We start from the raw sequence: 17,514 nt of genomic DNA on the forward strand, positions 1-17,514 counted from the left end.
GATTTCGCGTCTTTACTTTGTTATAAAAACACTGCGATCGCTTAACGTAGGGGATTCCTTGGGTAACATACAAAAAGAACACTGGATTTACCCTTGAAGCAAACTATGTCAGGAAACACGACGCGGCGTAACTTCCTCATCACTAGTGTTGCGGTTGCAGGCAGTGTAGTAGGAGCATCTGCCTTGGAACAACAAGCAGCTGACACTGCTACACCACCAGCGACGATGCTAGAACGAGTGCTGGGACGCACAGGAGTGAAAGTCCCCATTTTTGGGTTAGGAGGAGCTGGTCAAACGCCACTCTCCTGGCAAGGAAGAGAACGTGATGCTGTCGCAATTATTGAGAAAGCGCTTGACCTTGGCATCCGTTACTTTGATACTGCTGCTGATTATGGACCCAGTGAAGATTATTTTGGCAAAGTACTACCACCCCATCGTTCAAAAATTTTTCTAGCAAGTAAAACAGATAAAAGAGACCGTGATGGTGCATGGCGGGAATTGGAAAGAAGCCTCAAACGTCTAAACACAGATCATCTTGACTTGTGGCAATTGCATCACGTTTCTTTTCGCGAAGAACTCAACACTATCTTTAGTTCATCTGGCGCAGTCAAAGCTTTAGAAGAGGCGATGCAGCAAAAACTCGTTCGGTTTGTTGGCATAACCGGACATCATGATCCACAGGTGATTGCTGAAGGATTGCGTCGCTATCCCTTCCACACAACGCTTATCCCTGTTAATGCTGCCGACAAACACCACCCACGCCCATTTCTCCCAGTCGTTCTTCCATTAGCACAACAAAAAAATGTCGGCGTGATTGCTATGAAAGTACCGGCTTATGGTCGGTTGTTCAAACCAGGCGGATTGGATGGTATGCAGCAAGCTATGGGATACAGTTTGTCGCAGCCTGGTGTTCACTCTTGCGTCATTGCAGCGGAAACGGTCAAGCAATTGGAAGAGAACGTGAATGTAGCCCGGGCTTTCCAACCTCTTAGCAATAAGGCATTAGCTGCAATTGAGCAACGTACTGCCGCAGTTTGGGAGGATGGCACATTTTTCCGGGCTTGGACTTAGTATTAACTTTGGGTGTGTTAGCGCGGTTCCTAAAGCACCCTATAGCTTACTCGTAAATCCTGTAGTTTTTTAAATCTGTTTCGGAAATTTGATCTGCAAGGACTAGCCTGTAGTGTTTTTCTTGTACTACCTTGACTTCGCTTTCGTCTAGCGTCAGTTCAAACATTGCTATTACGTCATTATTCATAAACTGAGCTGATATAGTGCGACAAATCAATTCAGGAAATTTTGCAGTACAATATGCAATGTCTTGCTTTGTCTGAACAATGCTAATTTGGTCGCTACCACCTTTAGCTTGAACAGGTATAATAAAATGCGCTCCATTACGATTTACACCAACATAAAGTTCATCAATTTCTATTTGACCAACTCCACTGACAGCAGTTCTTAGATGATTTTGTAATGAGTAGGCTGTAATTCCTAAAAATATATCTATCAATCGGTTATAACGTATTTTAGTTAGGAGAGCCTGCTCATCTCCTGATGAATACTTGGTAATAATTTCTGGAGTAGAGTCAGGAATTTTTATTTGCATCAAGCTAGTTGAGGGAACAATTCGGTTAATACGTTCCAGACGAAACCTGTAAATTGCACGTCCTGCTAACTCTATAATCCACTGCAATCCTTCAGGTTCTGTATTTGTTATTTCTTTAGGTAATGGTCTTCTAAATCGATAAGCATAAATAACATCACCAAGATTTTTTGGATCAAGTCCAAGTTTAACCCCAACTGCTTCAAGTTCAGATCGAGTAAATTCAAATTGCTCTATTCCTAGTGCGTAACGCTGCCTAAAATTTTCAATAATTTCAATAATTACAGTATTATAAATACTACTTTATTTACTCACCTTGACTTTCTCGCTCTTGGTTCTATAATTTGCGGTTTTACCCCATAGTATCTAGCTGCTTGAGACATATCAAACATTAGTAATTTTTCGTTTCCTAACTCTTGCATGATTCCAGGTTTATATAAACATACATCAAGAACTTTAAGAATTTTTGATGCTACTGCCTTAGCTAATAACGGTGGAACAGAATTTCCTATCTGCCGAAATCCATGCCATTTTGTCACATGAAATCTGAACCAATCTGGATAAGAATGTAAACGTGCAGCTTCGCGCACAGTAATACATCTTGGGGTAAATGGATGAATTGGTCTAGCAGAAGTAAAAGCTCCTCTATTGCTAGCAGTTCCTGCTCTAAGTGTGTTGCATATTCCTTCAGGAGCAAGTTTATAAAAGCGGCTGACAGGTTCTGTTTTCCCAGCGGGAGTAAACTCAAACCTTTTGATAGATTCTAAAGTATGCTTTGTTCTTAAACTTGAGGTGAGCATTCTATAGTCATATTTACGCTCATATGAATAATCGTTATCTGTGGAGCAAAGACCACGAAGTTGTCTTCCGTAATCACTTGGCTTCCCAAAGTCTGCAATTACCCAATCTTTTTCAAAAAGCTCTATATAATCTTCGACTTCAGGTAAATCACCAATTGCATCCAAAACTGTTGGGCTTAATGGGAGTTGGTTATTTAACCCTGCTTTCTTTGATTTTGCCAATCTAGTCATTGGATCGGGATAATTTGGTAATTCCAAATCTTGACGACAACCTAGCAAAAATAATCTTTCCCGATTCTGCGGCACTCCATATTCAGCAGCATTTAAGACTTTATAATCTTTACGAATCTTATAACCGTTTTGCTCAAATTCATTGATGATGATTGAAATAAACTCTTTGTGCTTTCCCAGGGCCATGCCTTTAACATTTTCTAAAACAAAGTACTTTGGCTGTAATTGTAAAACTAACCGAATAAAATGATTGACTAGGGAATTACGAGGGTCGTCAAAAACACGTTTACCTATCAATGAGAAACCTTGACATGGTGGTCCACCAAACACCACATCGATTTCTCTATCACCAATAGAGGAGCGACTTCTAATTTCTGCTGCTGTAATATCCACGACACTTTTACATAAAATAGTCCAAAAAGGAAAATTAAATTCATGTGTCGCACAATGAATTGGATCAATTTCAATAGATGCAAGCACGTCAAATCCTGCTCGCTCAAAACCAAGAGTCATGCCACCAGCACCAGCAAATAAATCAACAGCGATAGGTCTTTGTTTGTGGTTACTGTGAATCATCTTGGATTTTGAAGCTACCAATTGTGGATTTTAGATTATAAATGCATAAGGGCACTGTTATCAGCGCCTCTACGTTAGATTATTGACTTTAGCCTAATTTAACGTAAGTTCGACGGGTTGAAAAGACCACAAAAAAAGGCTGAAAGTGGAATTAGAACAAAAACAAAAGATAGACGAGAGCGATGGAAACTATTGTATCTCGGCTTGACTTGACACGACGGCAATGCTCCATCTATATCTTTGGGTAACTGGCAGCATAGAGGAAAAGTTGTGACAACACTGCAATCGCTTAATAATTCAAAATAATTTCCGGGTGAAGTCTATGCGCGTTGCCGTTGCCGTTGTTGTGTTCCCTGTCAAAATCCTCAAACAATTCAACTGATATCTTGCACCTAACCGTAGAAATCCGTACAAGCGAAAAAGATGCGCGATAAAGCTACACGATTTTTTCTGGCTTTTCTTTCTAAATAAAGGACTTTTAGTTTCATACTGAGTAACGAAAAAATATCAAAAAATGTTGGTGCAAGATGTGAGTCAACACTTAAAGACTTACCCATTGCCGTTCCAATTAACTCTAGTAAGGCATTTGTCCGTGCTGGAAAAATTCTTCAAAGTCGTCTCGCCGCAAAGTCGCTAGATCGATAGCGTGTGCTCGCGCCTGTAGTGAATCTGTAGTGAACTTGATATTTGGTGATTCGGGTTTAATTAGGCTCACCAATGAGAACAAAGGAAGACCAGAAAAAGGGATGCTTTTGAATCTGAGTGAGCTTAGCTTGACGTAGTGCCTCAGTTTTACTCATCCCCTGCTTGAGATTTTGGTAAAATTTAACCATGATATCTTGGGTAGCTTGGTCATCGATACTCCAAAGATTGGCAATCACAGCCTTAGCACCTGCTCTCTCAAATAAATAAGCAAGTCCAGTAATCGACGCTTCGTTATCATCAATGAAGGGTTTACCAGAACTATCAGTTTGGAGAGCAGTCTGGCAAGCACTGAGGGTGATTAAATCAACATTCTCTAATCCGAGTTGAGCAGCATCAGCAATTTTTAGTTTTTCGTCTGCAAACACCAGAACATTTTCTTCTAGTTTTAATGTCGGACAACCTTGGCGTTGAAAACAGCCGTGTGTTGCCAAATGAAGTAAAGGAAATTGAGGAGCTAGGACTTTAAAGGAGTCGAGAGTAGCTTTATCAGCAATCAAGAATTTGCTCCCCGGCAGTGTGTCAGCAATTCTTTTGACTTCAGTTTCTGTATTTGCAAGTGCGAGCAAACCATTAGGAGATGGATTACCAAAAGCAAGAACCCGTTTTTGAGCAATTGAACTATTTGTTTTGGGAGATTGAACAGAACGGGCAGACAAACGAGTTAAATAGCTAACAGGATATTTCTCTAGTAAGTATTGATTGTTTTTGCTGTCGTAGAGAGCATCAAAGGGAATGTAGCGGAGAACTCCGCTCGCAATGATGCTAAGTTGTTTAGGTTTAGTTGCTTGAATTTCAGCTTTTACTGGAGCAATCAGTAGGTTATAAAGACTTGCCAAGCTATCTAGGTATTTATCATTTAGACGATTGGTTAGTTGCTCATAAGTTTGTTGAACTAATTTATTAAATTCCTCACGATTAACCAAGAATTGCTTTGCCTCCAAGCTGTTTTTAGTTAAGACGAATAAAACAATTGGATTCCAGGAATTTACTGTATCACTTAATACAACAGGATAGATGACTGTTGTACCTGTTGGGATATTTGCTTGTAAGCTACTAATATCAGTGGAAGTGATTTCAAATATTTCTGCAACTTCGGGAAAGCGTTGGGAAATTTCTTCACCTTTTTTGAAGACTTGATTTTCTAATTCACGCATTTGTCGCGAGAGGGGTTCGGAAAATTTTTGCTGTAGTTTTTGGCGCAGAAATTGCAGTTGTTGGTTTAGTTGGTTCCACTCGTTAATAGCTTTTTGAGCTGCGGGATCTTTGACTTTGGCATTAATCAGGCGAGTATAGTCAATTAAGTCAACGGTGGTAACAAGGTTAGCCCATTTATAGGCTTCTTTAAATTGCTTCAATTCGATGAGGCTCGTAATCAAAGCGCCACGAATGTTTTGTTGTAACTGTAAAAATTTGATGCGTTCATCTTTGGTGATGTTGGCACGTATTTTCAATATTCGAGTCAGAGATTGCTTGTAATATGCAACTGCCTTCTGTGGCTGCCTGATATAATTGAGATAGAATAAACCGATATTCTTGAGAATAGTAGCTTCAGCAACGGGATTCCCCACTTTTTTTAAAGTGAGCAGAGATTGATTATAATAATCTAATATCTTCTGCTGTGGCTCTATACCAGCGGAGAAAAAAGCGATATTGTTGAGAGCAGCAGCTTCAATATTGTAGTCGGGGATTTTTTTTGAAATGAGCAGAACTTGCTTAAAATAATCCAATGCTTTTCCCCGCTGATCTATCTTAAGGTAGATAAAGGCAATACTATTCAGAGTAATAGCTTCATGAATGTGATCGCCCACTTTTCTTGAAATGAGCAGAGATTGGTTAAAATAATCCAATGCCTTCTCCGGTTGCTCAAGTAAAAGGTATACATCACCGATATAGTCCAGAGTAGTAGCTTCACCAGCACTATCGCCCAGTTTTTTTGAAATGAGCAGAGATTGCTTGAAATAATCCAATGCCTTCTCCGGTTGCTCTGTCTTGTTGAAGACTAAACCGATATAGTTCAAAGTAGTAGCTTCACCAGCGCGATCGCGCACTTTTCTTGAAATGAGCAGAGATTGCTTGAAATAATCCAATGCCTTTTGCGGTTGCTCTGTCAGGACGCTGACAATACCGATATGCTCGAGAGTAATACCGATATGCTTAAGAGTAGTAGCTTCACCAGCGCGGTCGCCCGCTTCTCTTGAAATGGGCAGAGATTGGTTGAAATAATCCAATGCCTTCTGCGGCTGCTCGATGTTCCTGTAGTTGAAGCCAATCCAAACTAGAATAGTTGCTTCCAGCTTTCTGTCTTTTTGTTGCCGTGCAAATAATAATGCTTGCTCAAGAGTTGCGATTGCTTTTTTTGGTTGTCTTTTGTTTGCTTGCTCTATTGCAAGATCGAGCAGTTTCTGCGCCTGTTGAGTTTGAGGATTTTGAGTTTGCCCCCACACTGCCTTATGGCTTGGCTCTATCACCACATAAGCCAAGCCAATTCCTACAACCAATAAAACTCTGATTATTTCTTTTATTCTCATTCAGCAATACCCTTGCCTTATCACAAGGCAGTTTTAGTGGATTACAACCGTCACATCCCATCTAACGAAATTTTAATTTATCAGTCGGTGTCACCTTAATCGTTATCTTTTTAGTTGGTTGAAATTCCATCTCATCCACTACATATAAACTGTCCTGTGCTACTCCCCAAATACCACGTAGTTGTTTTTGATTCATAATTTTTGATAGCTCTACGCTAGCTAGCCCTTGCTTTGGCTTAACTAACCGAAATGCATCTACTGGTATATCCTCCCACACACTTTGTGTTGCTTTTGCCTTATCTTCTCCTCGGATCACTCGCTGTCCATCATTGGTATAAACCAATGCATCTTTTCTAAAACTTATTCGCTGTACTTGGGTAAGCTGAAGTGAGCGAGCTGTACCAGCGTGGGAAATCTGAATTTTTTGATTTTTGGAATTAAAATCTGTGAGTTGTCCAGTAATGGACTTCCCATCTTTAAGCCACACAATAGCAGTGGTAGGTAGTGCCAAGGGTATTAGACTGTTAATTGTTGACCGCTGTGTTTGTGCTATTTGAGGAGTTGCTGTTACTACCTGTATATTTTATACTGTTATAGCTGTAGCTATTACTAACACAACACTTACTGTTTTAAAAACTACTTTCATATATTTATAGCTAATGAGGTAGGGAGTAAAGCAAGAAAGTGGGATTAGTCTGAATTGGCTATTACTATCAATATAGAATCAGAGAAATGACTCTTGATTCCGGAAACGTTCTCCCAAAGGCTGTGACTAAGCTTTCCTGAGATAGGACAATATTTGCTCTATCAAGCGATTATGGATGATTAACTGGGTTTTAATGTAATTTGATGAAATAGATAATATCACATTGCCTAGAGGGAGAACTTACACCTGTCCAAAGGAAAGCAACCCACTTTTGTTAACTGATATCTTTTACCAATAAAAATTGATATAATTTTAACACTCAGTACTAAGCTTGAAGCCCTTGTTTGACCGATAAAAGCCAAAAAAAGTGATGTAACTTTATTGCACTGCTTTTGACTAAGTCTAGGCTTCTACGGAGAGGTGCAAGATCTGAGTTAATGAAAGCAAGTTGTGGGTTTGATCCAAAGGAAGCATTGAGAGTGTATGTAACAATCAAGCGATGTACTTTCTCCCTGTTTGAGGTTGCTTGATCTGATGTGCAAGTAGCTAGTTTTAATTAAACCTTTAGTAACCATTGTCACAAATCATGTCCTCTGGTCCTGACAATTCCTCCAACACTAATCTTCTAGGAAGCTTCGCTAGTTTACTTGGCGTGTTAGCTATCTTCCTTTACTTTGTTGGCTGGATATATCGCTGGGCTTACTTCGGTTTTTTTGAAATAGAAATTACAGCTTTAAATTTCCCGTTTGAGTCTTTTTTATTAGTACCAATCCAAGTTATTCTTGGTGATTTCTGGATATTTGTACGGTCATTATTAGTTTTAATTATTACTATTTTATTAATTAAATTCAGTCTCTGGGTAATTCGTTCACCAAAGACAGGCAGCCCACCTAGCACATTAAAATCACCTATTAGCAGTTTTACGCAAAAAGTACACAGTTTTCGGCTGTTTCAACCTTTACGTTCTTTTGCCCAACTTCTACCTCTACCTTTACGCCATGAAATCATTGTTGTTGCCTGGATTTTGGCTGCCTTATTTTGGTTAGGTCGCTGGCAAGGCACTGCTGATGCTTTCCGTGATGCCGTTAATACAACCTCAACAAGACCCATCGTGACTCTGGTCAGTCCAAAGGACAAAAGTGCTTTAGGACTGAATTTGCAGGATTTGACAAATGCTGACTTGAACAATTCTCGCATTATCGGAGATGTTGAACAATTTCGGCGGATTTACGAACGAGGAACAAATGATACAACAACTAATCCAAAGCAACCTATTGTTTGGCGGTTGCTAATTGAGAACAACAATTGGGTTTATGTGTTCCCTGCAATGCCTCCTGATGCAAAACGGGATCAGCGTCCTCCAGTATTAGCAATTAACACTGGTGATGGTCAAGTGCAGGTGCTAATTCTCAGTCGTCCTAAAATGCTTCCATGAAATAATATGAACAATTTGGTTAACAACCAAATATTGCTTATTAGAACAAATATTGTCTAACAGCTAAAAAGATGACGGGAATACCTGTGGCAACTTGACTTTTCATTGTATCTGGATTCATGTGATTTTGAGGGTTTCCTAAGCTCTGATTTTTCCGTTGCTCATTTTTATTAATCGTGAACTATTGAGAATAATCCTTCCGTTTAAACACTCATCATTACCAACGTGCGTACACCCCACCCTAACCCCTCCCGAAAACATCGGGGAGGGGCGGTTTTGGCTTAGCCAAAGCCGGGGTGGGCTTTTGGGGGAATAGACACTAATCAACCGGACTTGATATCACGTAAGTTTAAAAAACATCTGCATGATGACAAATGTCATGGTGCGCTCGTGACATTTATTAGATGGTTGTGAAAAATTTTACGGATATCTTAAAACTATCGAGTGAAGGGACGAGAGCAAACCTCAAACAAAACCAGGCAGTCTCAGTCTCAAAGCTATTTTCTTCTACATTATATTGCACAAAAGGAAATTCATATGGCAGTCATTAAAGGCACTTCTTTCAACGACAACGGCACATTTTTTCCTGTAATTCACGGTACTGGAGAAAACGACACCATCTACGGTTATGAAGGCAACGACATTATCTTTGCTCATGCAGGTGATGATCTTGTCTTTGGTGGTTCAGATAATGACAGTCTCTATGGAGGTGATGGCAATGACAGTCTCTATGGAGGTGATGGCATTGATAGTCTCTATGGTGAACTAGGCAATGACACCCTCTCTGGTGGCAAAGGTATAGACACACTTGTTGGTGGTGACGGTAATGATACTTACTATGTAGATACTGCCGAACTCGTCAACACAGGCAATATATTTTTCCCCACTTATACTTATGACAATGTCGTTGAGAAATCGGGAGAAGGAATCGATACAGTTAAGTCTTATGTGGATGGTTACACCTTAGCCGCTAATGTTGAAAACTTGGAGTTAATTGGCAGTGCTGCGATCGCAGGTTACGGCAACGAACTCGATAATAAAATTACTGGTAACGCATTCGACAACATCCTATCTGGTGCTAAAGGTAACGATACCCTGTCTGGTATGAGTGGCAATGATACGCTTGTCGGTTACGGCGGTGGAACCAACGAACAGGACACCCTTATTGGTGGTAGTGGAAAAGATACCTTCGTTTTGGGTTCCGAGAGTCAAGTGTATTACTACAATCAAGGTAATAACTATGCCAAGATTGTCGATTGGGAAGTAGGTGTAGATAAAATCCAACTCTGTGGAGCGAACTATACCCTTGCAGAAAGCAATTTCAGTCTTGGCAGTAGCAGTAAATTGGATACTGGAATCTACTATCAAAATGACCTCATTGCTGTGTTGCAAGATATCAGTAAGAGTCAGATTAACATGCAACAAGACTTCGAGTTTTTGAAAGTTCCAGGCTAATGCTTAAACACAGATACTCAGGTGTTAGCTCAGCTATTAGCCAAGATGTTTTGACTGATGCTTTGACTACAGTACACCAAAATCTTAGGGGTGCCGCGACTTGATTCTGTTAGACAATGTAGAGACGCGCTCTCATGAAAGCGTCTCTACACAATAGACTTCTTGCATTCATTCAAAAAAAAAGAATAATTAACCACAGATGGACACAGATGGACACAGATGGAACTCACATTCCGCAATCTTGTCTAATCTTTTTGATGAAAACAGAGGTTTTACCTCCAATTTTCCAACAGTCCAATGCTTTTGTATTTATTTACACTCCACTTTTTGTTGGCAACTCAGAGTTTTTCAGCCAACATAGAAAGGTATTAGCAAAAATCGCGGCTTGAGTGCGATCGCGTAAATTGAGTCGAGTCAGAATATGAGTGATGTGATTTCTGACTGTCCCTTCAGAAAGAAAGAGAGTTTGGGCAATTTCTCGATTGCTTAAACCCGTTGCAATCAAACACAAAACTTCTCGTTCTCTGATAGTGAGTTGCCCGAGTTCCTCTGGCGGCTCTTTTTGTGCTTCTGGCTCAGAAACTGGTACGACACTTAGCATCTTTTCCAGAATTCCGGGTCCGAAGTAAGTATACCCTTTGTGAATCGAACGAATTGCTGCTGCTAGTTCCTGTGCCGGTGTATCTTTCAATAAGTATCCTTTAGCTCCAAAGCGTAATGCTTTGGAGACATATGGAGTATCATCAAACGTTGTAAGAATCAGAATCTTTGTGTCTGGAAACTGCTTGCAAATCTGCTCGGTAGCAGCAACTCCATCCATTACGGGCATTCGGATGTCCATCAACACGACATCGGGTTGAGAATTCCTACAATAAAGACTTTCCATCTGATGAATCGCTTTTTGACCGTTTTCTGCTTCTGCCACTATTTCTAAATCGGGCTGAATCTCTAATAGAGTTTTCAAGCCACGACGGACAATCTCTTGGTCTTCAACCAGCAATACCCGAATCATAAGTGAGTTAGTTATAACGTGAGTTATAAGAAATAATTTAAGAACCCATCCGCTTTTAACGGTGGGACACAACAAGACAAGTTTTTTAGCAACCGTAAAATTATTAAACTTGATATTGGGCTAATAAAACCTAAATTTACGAAATTTTAGTAAATATTTTACAATAATATTCGGTAATTCCCTCAAGGCTCAAATTTGCTCTTTGTTGGTTCTCAATCTGCTATTGTGGGAAATTTAGCTGCAATTAAACAACCTGTATTTGGTTCGCTGACAATCTCCAACTGACCCTTCAAAGCAGTGACTCGTTCCTGCATTCCCCTGAGTCCAAATCCCTTTGTGTTGCGATCCATCTGAAAGCCTTTGCCATTATCCTGAAGCACTAGAAATACACCAGAAGCTGTAGACTGGAGCTGAATCTGGACTGCACTTGCCTGGGCATACTTGCAAATGTTCGTCAGTCCTTCCTGTAAAATTCGGTAAATTGCTGTGTTTATCGAATCGGGTAAGTTGGGCGTAACGTCAATATGGCACTCTGGCTTCACACCAGTCAGCCGATGAAATTCATCTGTAAGACTTGCGATCGCCTTTTCTAAGGAATGACCTTGCAGTGGCTCAGACCTGATCAGCGTAACTGATTCGCGTACTGCTTTCAACGTCTCTGACCCCAGTTGTTTTGCCTCCAACACAAATGCATAAGCTTTGTCCAAGTCCTCGTGCCATAGAGCCAAAGCAGCTTCAATTTGAATATTGAGCGCAACCAGCGAATGCCCCAGGGAGTCATGAATGTCACGGGCAATTCGATTGCGCTCTTCCACAGCCGTCATTTCCTGAATCCGCTGGTTAAGTTCCCGTTCTTGCTCTAAAGCTTTGAGGAGTTCTTTCTCTGCAAGCTGCAAACGGGAATTTTGAACTTGAAGTTGTTCTCGCAATCTACGGCTTGTGAGTTGAGTTTCAACACGGGCGAAGACTTCCTCTAGTTGAAAAGGTTTGGTAATGTAATCTACACCTCCAACTGAGAACGCTTTTACCTTATCAAAGGCTTCACTTAAAGCGCTAAGGAAAATGACCGGAATCTCGGAAGTTTGGGCATTTGCTTTCAACTGCTGGCAAACTTCATAGCCATTGAGTCCTGGCATATTGATGTCAAGCAAAATCAAATCCGGTGGTTGAGCGGTGGCACCCATTAACGCCATTGAGCCGTTTGTCACCCCCCGCACCTCATACCCCTGCTCGATAAGTATGTTAGATAACAGGCGCAGGTTATCAAGGGTGTCGTCAACAATAAGGATATCTCCCTTGTATAATTGACTATTGTTCATCTTCAGCCTGAGTCAAAACCAACGAACAAGTATCTGTGAGAGCATCCGTCAATATTCGTCCCATATTTCCAGGCTTTTATCCTTATTATTTGACTTTTAAAGAAGAAAAATAGCAAACTTTGAGGGCTGAGGAATTGCTAAATGCATGAGGCAAACACTAAGTCAATAGTTTTTTATCTTACTCTAACTTAGGTCACAAAAGAACGTTTATAGTGTAAAAATACATATATCAATTTTTCCTTATTAAAAGAATCAAAGCTGTTGCATGAAAAGTATTAATGACATGAGGTTAGAAACTGAATTTCCAGTTGTTCTGACCGACCAAGAAGGATTTATCAGTTATGTCAATGATTCTTTTAAAACTGTTTTTGGCTGGAGTTCGGAGGAGATAGTTGGCTTACCCCTCGAAGTCATTATTCCCACCAGCCTTCATGATTCCCATCGACTCAGTTTTTCCCGCTTTGTTATGACGGAAAAGTCTCATGTTCTCAATCATCCTCTCCTACTGAAAGCCGTAACCAAGGATGGAAAAGAAATCGAGAGCGAACATTTGATTACGGCACACAAGCAAGGAGAACATTGGTTGTTTGGAGCAATGATTCGTCCTTTGTAAAGCAATAATATAGCGTTTCTCGTTTGGATGAAGTAATTATTTATCTGTGTCCATCTGTGGTTCATTATTTCTTTGGCGTACCTTACCCAATTGCTAACCGCTATAATTTCGCAATAAGGTTGTATTTATGGAGAACGATCTTGCCCTTCAGTTGAGCCGACTGCGTTCAACTTTAGGAAAGATGGAGGTTGCACTAGGAGCTATTGATAACGCGATCGTTTGGACGGGTGAAGACACCGTTGTGCAATGGTGCAACACGGTCTTTGATCGCCTGCTTGACAGACCTCATATCACTATTCTGGGAAGGCAACTGATTGAGCTACTGCCATTAGCACAGCAGGGTCTAGAGATTTTACCCTCAGCACATCCAGTGGTGAAGGCACTCCAAAATCAACTCAAAGCCACTGAATATGAATTTCAACAATACGAGCAAACCTTAATCCTGGAAATTTCTGGCAGCTGTATTAAATTGGTCGGAGGCGAGAAATGTGCTGTTTTAGTGATTCGCGATATCACGGTGCGCAAACAGATAGAAGTCGCACTCAACCAGGCTAAAGAAGCAGCGGATGTAGCAAACAATGCCAAAAGTCAGTTCTTGGCAAACATGAGCCACGAACTGCGAACTCCTCTCAATATTATCCTGGGCTTTACTCAATTGCTTGCTAGAAGTAGCACTGTTGATGCCCAGCAACAGGAGTACTTGGAGACGATCGCCCGCAGTGGCGAACACTTGTTGAATTTGATTGATGATGTCTTGGAAATGTCCAAAATTGAGGCGGGCAAAACCATATTTCATCAAACTAACTTCGACTTAAAGTATCTTTTGGACAGTTTGCAACAGATGTTCCGGTTAAAAGCCGAGTCTAAAGGATTGAAGCTGATCTTTGAACTAGCCCCCGACCTTCCTCAATATATTCGCAGCGATCAGAGCAAACTGCGCCAGGTTTTCATTAACTTGTTAGGCAATGCTATTAAGTTTACCCAAGCAGGCAAAGTTATTTTGCGAGGGAAGCGGGGGAATGAGGAACAGGACAGACGATTGCGCTTGTTCTTTGAAGTGGAAGATACCGGTCCTGGTATTGATTTAACTGAACTTGAGTGTTTATTTGAGCCATTCGTGCAAACTCAGACTGGTCAAAACTCTCAAGAAGGGGGAACTGGGTTGGGCTTGCCGATTAGTCAGAAATTTGTCCGCTTGATGGGAGGAGAGATTACCGCAGACAGCACCTTGGGAATCGGAACCATTTTTAAATTTGATATCCAAACCCAGGAGGTTCAAGCCTCGGAGGTACAGGTTCAAAAATCGACTCAGCAGGTCAGCGCTTTGGCTCCGGGACAACCGCATTATCGCATTCTCGTCGTAGAGGACAAACAGGAAATTCGCCAACTTATGATCGAGTTGTTGCAACCTGTGGGTTTTGACGTGCGGGAAGCTCACAACGGGCAAGAAGCGATCGAGTTGTCTGCGAATTGGCGTCCCCATCTAGTCTGGATGGATATGCGAATGCCCTTGATGGATGGGTATGAAGCAACCAAACGGATAAAATCCACAGGGGATTATGCCCCTGTTGTGATTGCTTTGACGGGCAGTGCTTTTGAAGAGGATCGGCTCATAGCTTTGTCTATAGGCTGTGACGATTTCGTCCGCAAGCCCTTTTCCGCTGAAACCATCTTTGAAAAGATGGCTGAATACTTGGGTGCCAAGTATATCTATGCCACGCAGGAAACAAAACTGCACCAACAGCCGATTCTCTCGACAGACGAGATCGCAGATGCGATCGCACAAATGCCTGTTGAGTGGGTGGAACAATTGCGTCAGGCTGCAACGAGAGTTAATGCCAAGCACGTTCTCAAGCTCGTTAACGAGATTCCTCAGTCACATGCTTGTTTAGCTAAAGCCTTGACTAACCTAGTTCATGATTTTTCTTTTGAAGAAATTATTGCTTTAACCAACACATGCTAATTTCCGGTTTATAAGTTATTTATTTAACCACAGAGGCGCAGAGGAGCCAGCGCTGCAGGAGGGTTTCCCGACAGCAGGCGACTGGCGTTACACAGAGTAAAGAGGTTAAAAAACCTGGGTTCGGGATAAGGAAGGACAGGTAGTAAGCTGAAAATAACGTCAAATCCAACACCTGTCCGATGTTTAGTTTAGAGGAAATAGCTATGATGAAAGCCTCCTACAAGACAACGAGTAGGAGGCTTTTAATTTAAATGCTAGACTTTCCTCTCCCGAAAATCACTCATTATTAGACTTAGTTTCGGCTTTTATTAGTTGCGATCGCATAAAGTCGCACCGTAGGCGATTGCGCGCAGCGTAGTGCCCTGACTCCCTCTGGGATACGCTCGGCTTTCCGCGTCACCGCGTCTCCCTGAACCGCGTCTTCTTCGGTCAATGCTTATTCTTGTTTTTGAATTAAGAATATCGCGAATGCGTGAATTCAAAACGGGTCATTCTCAGCCATCCCTAGAAGGAATGGGCACATCTCGCCGTATATATAACCATACTTAATGATTTCTGTCAAGGATTAAGCTTTAACTCTAAACAAAAAAATAATTAATGTTTTATTTTATTAATTTTTTTAGTGTTTTAACTGTCTTAACTGTCTTAATTGTCTTCTGATTTAATTATTTAACTATCTGCTTTACTGTTTTATATTTTTGTAAAAATTACTACTAAAACTATAAGTAAATGTAAGGTATAAAGAATAGCACTCACAGCACTTACTGGACGTATGTTGCATATGCTGGAAGAAGCTGTGCAAATTGGGAAAACTATACAACATCACAAAAAAAGCCATTTTTTTTACTGAAAATTGCGGTTGATTTTATTTATTTTTTTAAAGTTTTCGTCATTTTTTGCAATATTCCTCTGGTTGGCATGATGTGCAATGATGTTTTATGCCAAGCAAAACGAACTTTAGAGCAAATACTAGGTGGAGTTGTACTCTATCGTTGTATTATTGGCTTTCCCTAGCAGTTAGCAAAGGAACTTCTAAATGTAAATGGCAAAGGAAGAAAAATTTTGGAGAATCTACGATGAGTCTGCCCAAGACTTCTAAGGTTGATCGTACAATACCAAGTTCAGCATGGCGCTTCGATGAAGATGTTGCTGAGGTGTTCGATGATATGTTGGACAGATCAATTCCACAGTATCAAGAGATGAGGAACTGTTGTGTCCAGTTAGCTCGGAATTATCGGAAACCTGGAACGGCGGTAGTCGATCTCGGATGTTCAATAGGTGGTTCGTTAAGAGACCTTATCAATGATACTGTCGATTGTCATTATGTGGCTGTAGATAACAGCGCGCCAATGATAAATAAAATAAGAGAGTTGTTCGGAAATCATCCAAACGCTCACCGTCTTACTATTGAACAAATGGATCTTAGAAACAGCTTCCCAAGCTATGAAACAAGTGTTAGTCTTTTGATTCTTACCCTGCAATTTGTTCCTATGGAACACAGACTGAAGATTCTACGACAGGTCTATGATCATACAATTCCAGGCGGGGTTGTGCTGCTTGTTGAAAAGGTATTGGGAAGCTCTTTAGGATTAGATTCTATGATGATAAAAAACTATCATGATTTTAAGCATTCGCGTGGATACTCCTGGCAGGCTATTAAAGCCAAGCAGAAGAGTTTAGAAGGGGTGCTAGTCCCGCAAACTGCCGAATGGAATATGGAGCAGTTGAGGTTCACTGGGTTTAGTGAAATTGACTGTTTTTGGCGATGGATGAACTTTGCTGGTTGGATTGCGGTAAAATGAACATGAAAGCCGAAAACGGATCGCCGATACAAGGGTTGACGAGAGTCGAATACTCTAACCTGCTTTCTCAAATTCGAAACAATGACCATGCTCATGCAGGAGGCGATGTTCACATTGATCATCTTGTAAATGAAATTCCAAGTGAACATTCTCGATTGTTAGACATAGGGTGCGGACTTGGAGGAACTATGCAATACCTCCATGGGGTAGGCTGGCCAGAAGTAGTTGGAATTGATCTCAACAAAGACTCTATTGAGGTTGCTCGTGAAAGATTTCCAAATGGGAAGTTCTATACGCTAGATGCAATGGACATTAACTCAGCAGAGTTGGGTTGGTTCTCTCATTTTGTGTCAATAAATACTTTTATTCATATATCTGACAAGAAGCAACTCCTTAGAAAAATCGGGGAAACTGCTAATTTTAATGCTCGTATTTTCATTTCTGACTTTCGTGATCTAGGCAGATACAAGTTGTCTCCCATATCTGTTGCAGGTTCTGATCCGTTCTCTTTTCCGTTTGAAAATGACGATGCTATAGCCAAGATGTTTGATGGAACAGGCTGGCAAATTGATGCGCTGGAGGATGTCTCTGCCGAATATTATCGCTGGTACAAAGAGTTTGTAAATCAGATTTTTAATGCCATGCCGGACATTATGAAACAAATTGGAGATATCGGCTATGCCCAACTTAAAAATGAATATCTACAATATATTGATCTGTTTGAGCGTGGTTTTCTTGGCGCAGTATTCATCCGAGCAATATGGAAGGGCTTAGAGGATGTCTGAGAAGTTAAAAATGTCATGCTGTTAGCGTAGCTCCTCGCTCT

At 40.9% G+C, this 17,514-nt stretch carries 14 protein-coding genes; 7 read left to right on the top strand and 7 right to left on the bottom strand.

The annotated features are described in order from the left end of the window. The first annotated feature begins 105 nt into the window (after window positions 1-105). The gene (locus tag AACT52_RS05145; protein ID WP_073629635.1) at window positions 106-1,071 is read left to right on the top strand and encodes an aldo/keto reductase; all 966 of its coding nucleotides are present in this window, start codon (window positions 106-108) and stop codon (window positions 1,069-1,071) included. A gap of 46 nt (window positions 1,072-1,117) precedes the next feature. On the opposite strand, the gene AACT52_RS05150 is transcribed toward AACT52_RS05145, so the two are convergent. The 4 genes from AACT52_RS05150 to AACT52_RS05165 all read right to left on the bottom strand — a co-directional run bounded on the left by AACT52_RS05150 (window position 1,118) and on the right by AACT52_RS05165 (window position 6,954). After that, complete coding sequence (locus tag AACT52_RS05150; RefSeq protein ID WP_198940872.1) at window positions 1,118-1,693, bottom strand: hypothetical protein; 576 nt, start codon at window positions 1,691-1,693, stop codon at window positions 1,118-1,120. 221 nt (window positions 1,694-1,914) lie between these two features. Then, on the bottom strand, window positions 1,915-3,210 hold the full coding sequence (locus tag AACT52_RS05155; protein ID WP_073629639.1) for a DNA cytosine methyltransferase: 1,296 nt from the start codon (window positions 3,208-3,210) through the stop codon (window positions 1,915-1,917). A 701-nt stretch (window positions 3,211-3,911) separates the two neighbouring features. Beyond that, on the bottom strand, window positions 3,912-6,443 hold the full coding sequence (locus AACT52_RS05160) for a CHAT domain-containing protein (RefSeq protein ID WP_198940873.1): 2,532 nt from the start codon (window positions 6,441-6,443) through the stop codon (window positions 3,912-3,914). A gap of 61 nt (window positions 6,444-6,504) precedes the next feature. Continuing rightward, window positions 6,505-6,954, bottom strand: a complete 450-nt coding sequence (locus AACT52_RS05165; protein ID WP_073629641.1) for a hypothetical protein — start codon at window positions 6,952-6,954, stop codon at window positions 6,505-6,507. A gap of 721 nt (window positions 6,955-7,675) precedes the next feature. Between AACT52_RS05165 and AACT52_RS05170 the strand changes: the two genes are divergently transcribed. Further along, window positions 7,676-8,524: a hypothetical protein gene (locus tag AACT52_RS05170; RefSeq protein WP_073629643.1), complete on the top strand. Its 849-nt coding sequence runs from the start codon at window positions 7,676-7,678 to the stop codon at window positions 8,522-8,524. Window positions 8,525-9,061: 537 nt separating this feature from the next. Continuing rightward, window positions 9,062-9,979 (top strand): calcium-binding protein, encoded by a 918-nt coding sequence (locus AACT52_RS05175; protein ID WP_073629645.1) that lies wholly within the window; start codon window positions 9,062-9,064, stop codon window positions 9,977-9,979. Window positions 9,980-10,292: 313 nt separating this feature from the next. Here AACT52_RS05175 and AACT52_RS05180 read toward each other — a convergent pair whose 3' ends face one another. Next, window positions 10,293-10,991, bottom strand: a complete 699-nt coding sequence (locus AACT52_RS05180) for a response regulator transcription factor (RefSeq protein WP_073629647.1) — start codon at window positions 10,989-10,991, stop codon at window positions 10,293-10,295. A 212-nt stretch (window positions 10,992-11,203) separates the two neighbouring features. Beyond that, window positions 11,204-12,310, bottom strand: coding sequence for an ATP-binding response regulator (locus AACT52_RS05185; RefSeq protein WP_073629649.1), 1,107 nt, complete (start codon window positions 12,308-12,310; stop codon window positions 11,204-11,206). Between the two features lie 265 nt (window positions 12,311-12,575). On the opposite strand from AACT52_RS05185, the gene AACT52_RS05190 reads away from it, so the two are divergent. Both AACT52_RS05190 and AACT52_RS05195 read left to right on the top strand, forming a co-directional pair. Next, window positions 12,576-12,923, top strand: a complete 348-nt coding sequence (locus AACT52_RS05190) for a PAS domain S-box protein (protein ID WP_073629651.1) — start codon at window positions 12,576-12,578, stop codon at window positions 12,921-12,923. 127 nt (window positions 12,924-13,050) lie between these two features. Continuing rightward, window positions 13,051-14,886 (top strand): ATP-binding protein, encoded by a 1,836-nt coding sequence (locus AACT52_RS05195; RefSeq protein WP_073629653.1) that lies wholly within the window; start codon window positions 13,051-13,053, stop codon window positions 14,884-14,886. Between the two features lie 292 nt (window positions 14,887-15,178). Here AACT52_RS05195 and AACT52_RS05200 read toward each other — a convergent pair whose 3' ends face one another. Further along, window positions 15,179-15,319, bottom strand: a complete 141-nt coding sequence (locus tag AACT52_RS05200; protein ID WP_158054562.1) for a hypothetical protein — start codon at window positions 15,317-15,319, stop codon at window positions 15,179-15,181. 643 nt (window positions 15,320-15,962) lie between these two features. On the opposite strand from AACT52_RS05200, the gene AACT52_RS05205 reads away from it, so the two are divergent. Continuing rightward, window positions 15,963-16,688, top strand: coding sequence for a methyltransferase domain-containing protein (locus AACT52_RS05205; protein WP_073629655.1), 726 nt, complete (start codon window positions 15,963-15,965; stop codon window positions 16,686-16,688). Then, window positions 16,652-17,473, top strand: coding sequence for a class I SAM-dependent methyltransferase (locus AACT52_RS05210; protein ID WP_083630191.1), 822 nt, complete (start codon window positions 16,652-16,654; stop codon window positions 17,471-17,473). Before AACT52_RS05205 ends, AACT52_RS05210 begins: the two co-directional genes overlap by 37 nt. Window positions 17,474-17,514 lie beyond the last annotated feature (41 nt).

The organism is Scytonema sp. HK-05 (assembly GCF_963872035.1).
Taxonomy (GTDB): domain Bacteria; phylum Cyanobacteriota; class Cyanobacteriia; order Cyanobacteriales; family Nostocaceae; genus Kalymmatonema.